Below are 12,903 nucleotides of genomic sequence, written 5' to 3'. Positions count from 1 at the left end.
ACAGCCCTTTCCTTCAAATTTATTGGTTTAACCAGTTTCGTATCAGTTCATTCATATTCACTGTTGCTCGATTGACAATTTTCTTTCCTGCCTCAAGTGATGTTTGCTGAATCAGTCCTGTATAGCCATCCCACGATTTTGGTGTCCCCTCTACAAGAATATAAGGAAAACGAGACAGAGAAGGAGCACCGCTAAATTCTTCATCCTCCTCCATTACTGTTACGAGATCTGGACGGAAGGCTTTTACAGCGGACATTTCATACGGACCCCCGTGTCCCCGCCCGCTTGTCTCTTTAAAACCGATTTCCTTAGCAGCATCAATCTCAACCATTTGCCACCAATTAATCAGCAGAAAACTTACATCTGGATGCAGGCCAGTTATATATTCCGCAACAGTTCTGGAAACCCCCATATTCCCATCATGCGCATTCAGAAGAAGAATGTTTTTAATCCCCTGCTCAATCACTCCTAGAGTCAGATCAATGAGATATTCTTGAAAAATTCCCGGTCTAATCGAAATCGTTCCTGCATATTTAGACGTTTTCCCAGGGCATGCTGTAAAAGGAATGGCTGGGAGAGTAACCCCTCCCAAGCTCGGATCAATTTTCTCTGCAAATCCATCTGCCAAAAAGATATCTGTTCCTAATGGAGAATGAGGACCATGGTATTCGAAACTGCCTAGCGGAACAACTGCAAATCCCGCAGTCTTTAGTAACTCCAGGTCTCTCCCATGAATTTCGCAAGCCTTCAATTTTAAAAAACCTCCTCTTAAATAACGGCTCCTGCCTTCCCATTTGTTAATTTCTGAGAAATAAACAATACAAAAATAATTAACAAAATTTGCAGCACACCATAGGCACAGGCTGTTCCAAATTGGAATGCATACATCTTTTGAAAAATAGCAACAGATAGCGGCATGGTCGAGGTACTATAAATAAGAATAGATGCAACAAATTCACCAAGTCCTTGAACCATGGCCAGTAAGGTTCCTGCTAATATACCTGAAAAAGCCATTGGCACAACCACTCTTCTAAACGTATACCACCAGTTCGCGCCTAAGCTTCGTGCGGCTTCCTCCACGGACTGATCCATCTGCATAAGTGCTGCTGAGGTCGAGCGGAAAATGAGGGGCAAATGCCGAACAAAATAAGCGAGCGGCAAAATCCAGAACGTACCGATTAATACTTGATTAAAGCTAAATACAGATGGCTCACTGAAAGCAGCAATTAAATTAACTGCAACTACTGTTCCAGGAAGGGCCCATGGAATCATAATTAAAATATCAAGGAGAGCCTTTCCTTTAAATCTTGTGCGAATCATCGCATAGGCAGCAGCCACCCCAAAGAGGATATTTCCAATTGTTGCAACAAAGCTCATTTGCAAACTGTTCCAGATAGGACGCCAAGTTCGTTCATCGGTAAACAATGCAATATAATGATCGAATGTGTATGCTGACGGAATAATTTGAATCGTCCATTCCCCATCCACTGAAAAAGAGATGAGAACGAGCACTAAAATCGGAAGCATAAGAATAATGACCCCAATAAAAGAAAGAAGCATGGAAAGATATTTCATAAAAGGGGTACGCAGCTCCGTGCGATGGACACTAATCCCCTTGCTTTGATTTTGAAAGTTACGCCTTCCTTGGTACCATCTCATCATAATCAAGAAGGCGATCGAGACAATCGAAAGAATAGTAGATTGTGTTGCGGCCATATCTAAATTTCCATTTGTCCGAGATAAATAGATTTGCATCGTCATCGTTCTCTCCACACCAAACATTAATGGTGCAGTATAGGATGCCATCGCAATCATAAACACGAGCAGTGCTGAAGCAACCATTGCTGGTGTTAACATCGGAAGAATGACTTTCACCCAAATACGTATTCTTCCAGATCCTAAACTTGTAGCTGCTTCTTCTAATGATGGATCCAATCCTTTAATAGCCGCAGATGCAGTTAGATAAAAATATGTATACATTGTAAAGGTATGAACAACAATGACCCCTGTAATTCCTTTTAGTGAGAAGGGAACGGAATCAAGATGGAATAAAGCTTGAAGTGCTCTTGGAATAATCCCGCTTTCACCATATAAAAATGTAAAAGATAATACACCAACTAAAGGCGGCAAGGCCATCGGAACAAGAACAAGAATGGAAAGAATTTTCCTTCCCGGAAACTCGTACCGTTCGATTAAGAAGGCCATCGTTACTCCTACAATGGCACAAGTAATTACACTTATGACAGAAATATAAATACTAGTCCAGAGCGCCTCCAGGTTGGCTGTGCTTTCCAAACTAAAGAACCGTTTATAGTTTCCTATTCCAGCTCCCTCAGAACCTACCACACTTTGAATAAATGTTTGATAAAAGGGATAAATAACGTAGGCTAGGAGCACTAAGAAAAGAGGAGAGATTAAGATATAGATGAAATATTTTGATTGTGTCAGTCTTGCCCACCAGCTTTCCTTCAAAGGGGCTGCTTGATCCGTATTCATGTTTTCACCTTCTGTTCGCTTGAATTCGTTCCGTAAAGAAACCTACTCATTTATAAAGTAAACACCCTTTTCCGGTACATAAAGGGAAATGGAATCGCCTCTTTTAAGAATTTGATTTCCTTTATTAATAATCATGACTTTTAATGTTGCTGATCCGACCTGAACTAGATAATTAATACTTACCCCAGTAAATTCCACTAATTGAATCGTTCCGTGTAATTGATTTGGCCCTTGCCCTTCAAATATGGCTTCCGGACGAATCGAAAGTTTCACACTTTTGCCCACTTCTACTTTTATCTTATTTATAGCTGTATCTAAAACTCCCTCTACTTGCAGATCACTGTCTACTTTCACCTTAACTGTCGAACCGCTTATCTCCATCACTTCACCTTCAAGCATGTTGGATTCACCAATAAAGGAAGCGACAAAATGATTGGCTGGCCTATTGTAAATTTCCTGAGGGGTACCAATCTGCTGCACGACCCCTTCTTTCATAACCATAATCCGATCAGACATTGTCATCGCTTCTGTTTGATCATGGGTAACATATATGGTCGTTACGCCTAATTCCACTTGAAGCCTTTTAATTTCTAATCTCGTTTCTTCACGCAATTTGGCATCTAAATTGGATAAAGGCTCATCTAAAAGCAAAATATCTGGTTCAATTACAAGTGCACGCGCCAAGGCAACCCGCTGCTGCTGACCACCTGAAAGCTCATTTATTTTTCTCGTTCCATATTTATCTAGATAAACAAGCTTCTGTGCCCTTTCTACTTTTTCTTTGATCACTGATTTCGATAGTTTACGAACCTCAAGGCCAAAGGCGATATTTTCAAAAACCGTCATATGTGGAAAGAGGGCATAGTTTTGAAAGACCATTCCAATGTTTCTTTTATTTGGCTGAAGGGTTGTGACATCACGGTTATCAAAAAAGATTTTCCCCTTTGTTGGATAGTAAAAGCCTGCAATCATTCGGAGTGTCGTTGTTTTCCCGCAACCTGAGGGCCCTAAAAAGGTAAAAAACTCCCCGGGCTTTACATCGATGGCTACATGCTCTACCCCTTTTGCTGTTCCAAACATTTTGCTCACATGATCAAGTCGTACACTTTTCAATAAAACCACCTCGCTGTGTAGATAAAGGGGGTGAAAAAATTCTTCACCCCTTTTAAAATAGAATATTAGTTTTTTCCTTTAATATTTTCATCCCAATGCTGCATCCACTCAGCTTCTTTTTCTGCCATTACTCCCCAGTCCAGGTCTAATGCCTTCAGCTCGATATCTTTAAACCATTCAGGCATTTGATCTTGATCAATGTCCGTACGGGTAGGAATTTGATACAAGTCCTCCGCTAATGTTGCACGAGTTTCAGGATCAAAAAGAAACTCATAGAATACCTTTGCATTTTCAAGATTCTTTGCATCCTTCACAAGACCAACTGCATCGACAAGTATAGGCGCTCCGCTTTCTGGATAAACAAAATCAAATGGCTGGTTATGCTCGTTTTTCTGTAAAAGGATGTCCTGCAGATTCCATAATGAGATAGAGCCTTCTTGACGAGCCAATTTCAAGTAAAGATTCGTCGGATCCTGGGCATATTCTTTTGTATTTGCATCAAGCTTCTTTAGCCACTCATAACCAGCCTCAGGATTATCTGCTCCTTGCACATGAATCATTGCTGAATAAATCGTTCTCATTGTTCCTGAAGCCAATACGCCACGGATGATAATCTGATCCTTCCATTTTGAATCAAGCAGATCATCCCAATCTTGCGGTGCTTCGTCTTTCGCTAGCATGTCTGAGTTGATCATAATAACCTCTGGTAAAAGCATTTCACCATACCAGCGGCCTTCTGCGTCTTTATGCTCTGGCAGAATGCTTGCATCAAAGCTTGGCTTGAATGACTCTAATAAATCCTCATTCGCACCCGTCATAAAGGCAGATTGTGTCCCTCCCCACCAAAAATCAGCTTGAGGGTTCGATTTCTCTCCACGAATACGTTCAAGAACCTGCTGCGCTCCCATTGTGAGGACATCGACTTGAATATCAGGGTACTTTTCATTAAACATCCCAACAACCTGATCAACAACCGTTTGATCACGCGCTGTGTAGATGACTAACTTTCCACTGTTTTCTGCCGCTTTTTCCCCGCCTGAGTTGTTTTCTTTTTCTCCGCTGCTTTCATTGCCTCCCGTGGAATTACTACATGCAGACATGATAAGCATGAGTGCCACAATAAAAAAAACAAATAAACGATTCTTTCTAAACATGATGAACCCCCTTAAAATAAATGATATTTATCCTGAAAGTAGGCTTAAAACTCTTCTCTGTTCTAGGTATATGTAGCCATATAAGCCTGCTTTAGAATCAAGTTAGTAAATGCTCTAATTTAAAACGCTTTCATATTCTCGAAGAAATAGTGAGACAGCGCCAAGTACCTCTGCATGATCTTCTAACTGGGAAGTGTTCAACTCTACTGTACTAGGAAGATAGTGATACACAATTTCTCGTAATCTTGGTAAGATATAATCTGAGGATTTAAGAACACCGCCCCCTAAAACAATAACCTCAGGATTGAGTAAACTAGCCGCATTGATAATGCCATAAGCCAAATGTTCAATGGCATCATCCACAACCAACCGAGCGGTCTCTTCTCCTTCCTTTGCTAACGAAAAGGCTCTTTCCCCTGTCAGTTCTGAGTGGCTGGCTTCTTCAAATAGTGGATGCCCTGGCTTTTGCTGGATTAGATTAGTTAATCTTTCACCAATCGCCTTCCCGCCAGCCACACTTTCCAAGTAGCCATATCGATGGAAAATGGGTTTAAACTCATTTTTCATATCATTTTTATCCGTAACCATATAGCCCATCTCGCCTGCTGCACAGGAAGAGCCGCGGTAGAGCTGATTATGAATAATTAAACCGCTTCCGATGCCTGTTCCAACAGCAATAAAAAGAATATTCTCTTTTGATTTCGCATTCCCAAGCCATTGCTCTCCTAAAGCCGCAACATTCACATCATTATCGATATAAATTGGAAAGGAGAAGTATCTTTTTGCTTCGGTTATAAACGGATAGCGTACCCAATTAATGCTCGGAGCTTCAACAACAACACCTTTATTTGGCTCAGTGATACCAGGTACTCCCACACCCATGCCCAAAATTTTATTCGAATCTAGCTGATAGGACTGAATCATCCCGTTTACTTCTTTATGAATTTGCTTTAGCAACCCTGTTTGTAGATATTGACTTGTTTTAAAGCTGCTTGTGCAAATAATATTCCCGACTAGATCACATATGACAGTTTTTACTTTCGTCCCGCCAATATCTGTTCCAATCACATAGCCAGCCTTCTCATTAAAGTAAAGCTGAATCGGCCTTCTCCCACCTTGAGAAGATGCCACCCCTATTCCTTTTTCCAGCACCCAATTTTCTTGAACCAATTCATCGACTAAAAGAGATACAGTCGGCTTACTGATTTGACTCTTAGAGGCAATCTCTGCACGAGAGATGGGCTGATTTTCTTTAATACATTGAAGAACGATTTTTTTATTTGTTCTTTTCAATAGAATCAAGTTCCTATTACTACTCATGACATCACGGCCTTAATCATTTTAGGTTAGTAAGTTTCCTTAATTAACTAAAATATACAATAGTAGTTAAATATTTACAACAAATATTTTCAATTTTTTAAATATTTATTTTTAATTATTAGTTCTAATTTGAAACATTAGTCCAAAACTACTATTTTTAATTTTCTGAATATACTCATATTTACAAACGCGGTTAATTATGGATAATAGTAGTTGAGGTTCATTGTATCGTTAGTTAATTAACCTAACTAACCTACATATAAATAGATGGAAGGAGGACAAAGATTCACTACGTCGTTATCCCAAAATGAAAGGGGTTTCAAATTTGAAAAAATATTTTAGCTGGGTACTCTCTATTTTATTAGTCATTTCCTTATGGCCAGCTGCCACTCATGCAGCAAAAGAAAAAGAAAAGGAACATGATGTAGATCTTTGGAATGCGGTTAAGCCTCTAGGAACAACGGTTACCTTCCTGAACACAGGGGCACATCCAGATGATGAAAGAAGCGATTTTCTTGCTTATTTATCCAGAGGGCTTGGCGTAAAAACATCTAGTCTGATTGCAAACCGCGGCGAAGGCGGACAAAATGAAATTGGGAATGAATTAGACAATGGCCTCGGAATTATTCGATCAAGAGAAATGATTGAGGCAGCTAAGATTACGGGCGTAAAAGCTTATCATCTTAGTGAAACAACGTCTGACCCTATTTATGATTTCGGCTTCTCCAAAACGCCTGAGGAGACATTAGAGAATTGGGGAGAAGATCTCACCTATGAACGATTGATTCGCTTCATTCGTACGTACCAGCCTGATATTGTGATGCCATCGTTCAAGGATGTGGATACACAGCACGGACACCATCGCACAATGGCTATTTTAAGTGAAAAGGCATTTAAAGATGCTGCCAACCCTGCTATTTTCCCAGAGCAGTTAAAAGAGGGATTATCTGTTTGGCAGGTTAAAAAGCTATATCTACCTGCTGACTCAAAAGATACTGCTACCACTTCTATTGAAATCGGGATGTATGATCCAATCTATAATATGACCTACCCTCAATTGGGAGAAGAATCCCGCTATATGCATAAAAGCCAAGGAATGGGAAATGACATTCCTGCTGAACCAAGGCAAGTTCACTTAGAATTAATAAAAACTGCGGTTGAAACAAATAAAAGCAGCAATCTATTTGCAGGGATCCCTTACAATTTCAAAGAGTGGGCACAAAAGCTGCCAAAACAAGAAAAAGACCTGCAAGTACATTTTACAAAACTCCAAGAATCACTAGACTCCATTATTTCCGCTTATCCTAGCAATGACCAAGTATTCGAAAAAACACAAAAAGCACTAAAAGATGTTCGACAAATCCAAAAGAAAACTGAAAAAGCAAAGCTTGACCCACAAGTAAAAACTGACTTGCTTCATAAGCTCTCACTAAAAGAAGAGCAATTACAAATTGTAAGTGTCGAGTCTGCAGAATTATCTGTTGAAGCCATCCCAGAAACAAAGATTCTTACAAAAGGACAAAAAACAATTGTTAAGGTAAAACTGCAAAACAACGGGAAAAAGAAATTAAAGAAGGTAGCGGCAGAGCTAGTCGTACCAGAAAATTGGAAGGTTTCTAAGACAGCCTCCGCTAAAGACTTAAACCCTGAAGAAAAAGCTGAATTAACCTATGAAGTACAGGTGCCTAAAGATGCGGACGACTATCATGCCTATGTTGATTCAGTCATCCGCACGAAGGTTCAATTTGAAGATAGCGGTACGCAAACAAGTCAAATCAGCGAACTTGGAGAAACCATTGCTGTCTTGCCTGACGTAGGTCTTACACTATCCCCTGAAGACATTGTCGTAAATACCGCAGATATTCAAGATGAAATTCCTGTAACAGTGAAAGTTAAAAACTATTTTAACGGAAAAAATACTGCAGATGTTTCATTAGCTGTACCAGAAGGCTGGAAGGTTTCACCTAGTAAAGAAGAAGTGGCTTTTAAAGCTCAATTAGAAGAAAAAGAGGTTGCTTTTAAGCTAACCCCTCCTTCTAATATTCAGGATGGCAGCTTTGCTGTTCATGCAGAAGCAGTTGCAAACGGCAAAACTTTTGATTCAACCGTTCAGGAAATCAACTATGACCATATCGGAACATTTTATTATTTGTATGATGCACAAGTAAATGGAGTTGCTTTTGAGTTATTGAAAAATGATCAATTGAAAATTGGCTATATAGACAGCGGTTTTGATATGGTAGCAGACTATCTAACCAATACGGGCTTCAATATTACAAAGCTGACCGAAGAGGACTTGACAACTGGGGATCTTAATCAGTATGATACGATTGTAACAGGCATTCGTGCATATTTATCAAGGAAAGATCTCGTCGAGCATAATGATCGCCTCCATAAATATGTCGAAGATGGCGGACACCTAGTCGTTCAATACCATAAACCATCAGATGGATGGGACGCGAAAACAACCGCTCCATATCCATTAACGCTTGGAAATCCATCCATCAAATGGAGAGTCACAGACGAGAACGCAAAAGTCACTGTCCTAAAACCAGATTCCTCCTTATTTAGCTATCCGAATAAAATTACAGATAGTGATTGGGAAAACTGGGTTCAGGAAAGAGGCTTATACTACCCAATGGAATGGGATAAAAACTTCGAAACATTCGTCAGCATGGCCGATCCAAATGAAGAGCCTTTCGAAGGCGGCATCCTGATGACAAAACACGGAAAAGGCACATATCTTTACACCAACCTAGTCTTTTACCGACAAATCCAAGGCCAAGTACCTGGCGGCTACCGTATATTCACAAACCTAATTAGCTACGGAGCCAATTAGAGCCTTTATCGTAGGATGACCTGCTGTATCCCAAAAAGTGTATAAAAGTAGTGATCAAAATGAAAAGGAAAGTTCTGTAAAGAGAATTCTTTAAGAACTTTCCTTTTTAATTTCATTTACGCCCCTCAACCAAATAAAGAACCGTCCCGCGCTTCCCCATTTTCCCTTGCATTCCCTTCGCATAAAAAAGTTGAATATAAGGGGAAACTTTCCGCTTATCTGATTCAAATCGATGGATTTTTGTCTGATTTAAAGCAGTTAACCGGGATTTTTCCGTTTATTAATGCTCATACCTTTTGTGCTGTTTTTCCGATGAAGCTGTCTCCTATAGCGGGGATCGAATACCTATACAAAAAAATAGAATCTCTTATTCTCCCAAAATATGCGTAATAAAGTTCCCCTCACATATTCGATTGCACCTCATGTCTACATAAGCTTTTAAAGAGTAGTACCGCCATGCTGTTGTTCAAGCTAATAGGAGAATTTCTCTACTAGCAATGCCAATTTTCCAGTACTCATGATCAATCCCCCGCGATCAAATTAAAGACATATTAAAGACATGTCAATTAAAGTTTATTTGTTTTATGATTATATTGAAGATTCAGATAATAAAAGGGGGCGAGTTTAATGAAAGTAGAGAATGAGGGAGCAACACCAGAAGTTCATGTGAATCGTGGGAGAAAAAATATTTTAAAGTATCTTGGTCCTGCATTTATTACTTCAGCCTTAGTTTTAGGTCCAGGAAGTGTGACTCTGTCGTCAAAGATTGGGGCTATCCATGGCACCGATCTTGTTTGGGCGATTTTTGCTGCGGTTATCTTTATGATGTGCTACACAGAGATGAGCACAAGGATTGGCCTTGCTGCTAAGCAAAGCTTCATAAATGTCATGCTGGATAAGTGGGGCAAGATCGTATCTATTTTGATAGGTATAGGTGCATTTTTAGTAACGGCCTCTTTCCAAGCTGGGAACTCAATCGGGACTGGAATTGCAATGAAAGCACTAACGGGTGTTCATTCGACTGTGTGGATCATTGTTATGTCCATCCTGGCTATTGCCCTTTTATTTACGAAACAGTTTTATGCTATTTTGGAAAAGCTCATGCTTGGACTTGTTTTAGTAATGCTTGGCGCATTTCTAATTACCTTTATCGCTGTTAAACCATCCTTTGCTGATATTTTCAGTGGATTTATCCCTACAATGCCTTCAGGAAGCATTGGCTTAGTTATTGCTCTTTTTGCAACGAGCTTCTCTATCGTTGGTGCGGTCTATCAATCTTATTTAGTACAGGAAAAGGGCTGGACGATTAAAGATGCGAAAAGCAGCACACGTGAATCGTATTTAGGAATCTTCATTTTAGGATTTATTTCATTTTTAATTATGGTCGTTGCAGCTTCTGTGTTGAAGCCTCAAGGAATCGTCGTGAATGATGCTTCAGAAATGGGGGCATCTCTTGAACCGCTGTTTGGTTCATGGGCAACCGTCGTATTTATGATTGGACTATTGGGCGCCTCCTATTCCTCATTAATAGGGAATGCGACCATTGGCGGTTCCATGTTAGCAGATGGGCTCGGCTTTGGAAGCAAGCTATCTAATATAAAGGTAAAATTCGCCATTGTCGGCGTAATCTTATTCGGTTCCATCATTGCCATTATTTTCGGGTCTGCACCTGTCAATCTGATTGTTTTTGCTCAAGCCGTGACGATCTTTATCGTTCCTTTTATTGCAATATGTATTTTAGTTGTCGCGAATGATGGAAAAATCATGGGAACCTTAAAAAATAAACTAACTAGTAATCTATTTGGAATATTAGGCCTTCTCGTCTTACTTTACCTTGCATTTAATAATTTCAAAAATATCTTTCTTTCATAAATCATCATAAGGAGTTGTATGTCATGCAGAATATACAGCAATTAGAAGAATTAATGACGAAACCGTCGAGCGCGTTAATAGAGGATATAAAAAACTTGGATGGCGATATTTTGATTATTGGAGTCGGAGGAAAAATGGGTCCCACACTTGCAAAAAAAGCTAAGCGGGCAATCGACAAAGCTGGAATCGATAAAAGAGTCATTGGGGTTTCAAGATTTTCCTCTGGCACGCTAAAGGAAGAGTTAGAAGAAGCAGGCATTGAAACAATTACAGCCGATTTAATGGATGAAGAGCAGCTTGCTGCTCTACCGAAGCTGCCCAATGTCATTTTTATGGCTGGCAATAAATTTGGCACTTCAGGAAATGAACATTATACATGGGCGATGAATACGTATTTACCCGGAAGAATAGCCGAGCATTTCAGCGGCTCTCGCATTGTTGCTTTCTCTACAGGAAATGTCTACCCACTTGTTCCTGTACAAAAGGGCGGATGTGATGAATCGCATCCAGTTGGTCCTGTTGGAGAATATGGGCAATCGTCATTAGGCCGAGAAAGAGTATTAACCCATTTTTCTTACAGAGATCAGACACCACTGACGATTTTTCGGTTAAATTACGCAATTGACATGCGATATGGAGTGCTTCTTGAAATTGCAAAAGCTGTCTATCATTCTACTTCTATCGATCTATCGATGGGCCATGTCAACGTCATCTGGCAAGGAGATGCAAACGAATATGCCATTCGCTCTTTGACCATTGCCAGCTCGCCTCCAGCGATCTTAAATGTAACTGGCCCTGAGACATTACCTGTACGCTGGATTGCCGACCAATTCGGAAAAAGATTTGGAAAAGAGCCTGTATTTAATGGTCAAGAGCAAGAAACAGCCCTGCTTAATCACGCCGGAAAAGCGCATCAATTATTCGGCTATCCTCGTGTATCCATACATGAAATGCTTGATTGGACAGCTAATTGGGTGATGAATGACGGTGAAACGATAAATAAGCCTACACATTTCCAAGAAAGGCAGGGACAATTTTAATGGTGCTTTCTCCTGAAAAATGGACATTGCTGCATGATGGTGCATTTATCCCAGCGCATCCATTAGCGTTAACTGAACAGAAGAAACTGGATGAAACTTCTCAAAGAAGACTAACCCGTTATTATATTGAAGCAGGTGTAGATGGAATTGCCGTAGGTGTTCATACGACACAATTTGAAATTCGCGATCCACAATTCAATCTTTTCGAAAACGTCCTAAGAATGGCCTCTGAAGAAGTAGACAAAGCAAATGTCACGCGTCCCTTTTTAAAAATTGCTGGGGTTTGCGGCCCTACTGAGCAGGCTGTTGAAGAAGCTAAAATTGCCAAGAGCTTAGGCTACGACATTGTATTAGTCAGTAATGGCGGATTAAATCATTATTCAGAGGCAGAACTACTTAAACGGACACAGAAAATCGCTGAAATCATTCCAGTCTTTGGCTTTTATTTACAGCCGGCCGTTGGTGGGAGAGTATTCACTTATCATTTTTGGAAAGAGTTTGCCAGTATACAGAACGTACTAGCGATCAAAATGGCGCCGTTCAATCGTTATCAAACACTTGATGTTGTAAGAGCTGTTTGTGAATCCGAACGTAGAGATGAAATCGCTCTCTACACTGGGAATGATGATAATATTATCGTTGATTTACTGACAACATATGCCTTCCGAATGAACGACCGCCAAGTAAAAAAATCGATTGTCGGAGGGTTACTCGGGCATTGGTCAGTCTGGACGAGGGAAGCCGTTCAATTATTTACTGCGATAAAAGAAGCCAAAAGGAAAGAAAGCATCGATTTAAAGTGGCTCACAATTGCCCAAAAAGTAACAGACGCAAATGCAGCATTTTTTGATTCAGCCAATGATTTTAAAGGAAGCATCTCAGGAATCAATGAAGTGTTAAGAAGACAAGGTCTCCTGCAGGGAAATTGGTGTTTAGCCGAGCATGAAGTACTGAGCGATGGACAAAGTGAAGAGATTAGTCGAGTTATAGCCGCTTACCCAGAGCTGAATGATGACTCTTTCATTCAATCCTTTTTATTGAATGAAGCTCATGTATAATGAATAGAAAA

The 12,903-nt window shown here is 40.1% G+C and carries 9 protein-coding genes; 4 read left to right on the top strand and 5 right to left on the bottom strand.

Annotation, left to right across the window (positions count from 1 at the left end):
- Nucleotides 1-19 precede the first annotated feature (19 nt).
- The 5 genes from J2Z40_RS13885 to J2Z40_RS13865 all read right to left on the bottom strand — a co-directional run bounded on the left by J2Z40_RS13885 (nucleotide 20) and on the right by J2Z40_RS13865 (nucleotide 6,083).
- Nucleotides 20-751, bottom strand: coding sequence for a creatininase family protein (locus J2Z40_RS13885; RefSeq protein WP_066397958.1), 732 nt, complete (start codon nucleotides 749-751; stop codon nucleotides 20-22).
- Nucleotides 752-768: 17 nt separating this feature from the next.
- Complete coding sequence (locus J2Z40_RS13880; protein WP_066397969.1) at nucleotides 769-2,496, bottom strand: ABC transporter permease; 1,728 nt, start codon at nucleotides 2,494-2,496, stop codon at nucleotides 769-771.
- 42 nt (nucleotides 2,497-2,538) lie between these two features.
- Nucleotides 2,539-3,609 carry an ABC transporter ATP-binding protein gene (locus J2Z40_RS13875; protein WP_157087855.1) on the bottom strand — a complete coding sequence of 357 codons (1,071 nt, stop codon included), beginning with the start codon at nucleotides 3,607-3,609 and terminating at the stop codon, nucleotides 2,539-2,541.
- Between the two features lie 65 nt (nucleotides 3,610-3,674).
- On the bottom strand, nucleotides 3,675-4,763 hold the full coding sequence (locus J2Z40_RS13870) for an extracellular solute-binding protein (protein ID WP_066397973.1): 1,089 nt from the start codon (nucleotides 4,761-4,763) through the stop codon (nucleotides 3,675-3,677).
- Between the two features lie 114 nt (nucleotides 4,764-4,877).
- Nucleotides 4,878-6,083 carry an ROK family transcriptional regulator gene (locus tag J2Z40_RS13865; protein WP_245350107.1) on the bottom strand — a complete coding sequence of 402 codons (1,206 nt, stop codon included), beginning with the start codon at nucleotides 6,081-6,083 and terminating at the stop codon, nucleotides 4,878-4,880.
- Nucleotides 6,084-6,408: 325 nt separating this feature from the next.
- Here J2Z40_RS13865 and J2Z40_RS13860 point away from each other — a divergent pair, with 325 nt between their 5' ends.
- From J2Z40_RS13860 to J2Z40_RS13845, 4 genes are all read left to right on the top strand, one after another.
- Nucleotides 6,409-8,922: a PIG-L family deacetylase gene (locus J2Z40_RS13860; protein WP_083954027.1), complete on the top strand. Its 2,514-nt coding sequence runs from the start codon at nucleotides 6,409-6,411 to the stop codon at nucleotides 8,920-8,922.
- A gap of 627 nt (nucleotides 8,923-9,549) precedes the next feature.
- Nucleotides 9,550-10,794 (top strand): Nramp family divalent metal transporter, encoded by a 1,245-nt coding sequence (locus tag J2Z40_RS13855; protein ID WP_066397978.1) that lies wholly within the window; start codon nucleotides 9,550-9,552, stop codon nucleotides 10,792-10,794.
- Nucleotides 10,795-10,817: 23 nt separating this feature from the next.
- Entirely contained in the window at nucleotides 10,818-11,834 is a 1,017-nt protein-coding gene (locus tag J2Z40_RS13850; protein ID WP_066397980.1) for an NAD-dependent epimerase/dehydratase family protein, read from the top strand.
- Entirely contained in the window at nucleotides 11,834-12,892 is a 1,059-nt protein-coding gene (locus J2Z40_RS13845; RefSeq protein ID WP_066397984.1) for a dihydrodipicolinate synthase family protein, read from the top strand. Before J2Z40_RS13850 ends, J2Z40_RS13845 begins: the two co-directional genes overlap by 1 nt.
- Nucleotides 12,893-12,903 lie beyond the last annotated feature (11 nt).

This window comes from Cytobacillus eiseniae (assembly GCF_017874625.1).
GTDB classification, from domain to species: Bacteria; Bacillota; Bacilli; order Bacillales; family Cytobacillaceae; genus Cytobacillus; species Cytobacillus eiseniae.
The sequence above is the reverse complement of the archived record's forward strand: the minus strand, read 5'-3'. Positions and strand labels throughout refer to the sequence as shown.

Coding starts and splice junctions, on each gene's coding strand:
- J2Z40_RS13880 (WP_066397969.1), bottom strand. CDS start 2,496: ATGAATACGGATCAAGCAGCCCCTTTGAAGGAAAGCTGGTGGGCAAGA.
- J2Z40_RS13870 (WP_066397973.1), bottom strand. CDS start 4,763: ATGTTTAGAAAGAATCGTTTATTTGTTTTTTTTATTGTGGCACTCATG.
- J2Z40_RS13865 (WP_245350107.1), bottom strand. CDS start 6,083: ATGAGTAGTAATAGGAACTTGATTCTATTGAAAAGAACAAATAAAAAA.
- J2Z40_RS13855 (WP_066397978.1), top strand. CDS start 9,550: ATGAAAGTAGAGAATGAGGGAGCAACACCAGAAGTTCATGTGAATCGT.
- J2Z40_RS13850 (WP_066397980.1), top strand. CDS start 10,818: ATGCAGAATATACAGCAATTAGAAGAATTAATGACGAAACCGTCGAGC.
- J2Z40_RS13845 (WP_066397984.1), top strand. CDS start 11,834: ATGGTGCTTTCTCCTGAAAAATGGACATTGCTGCATGATGGTGCATTT.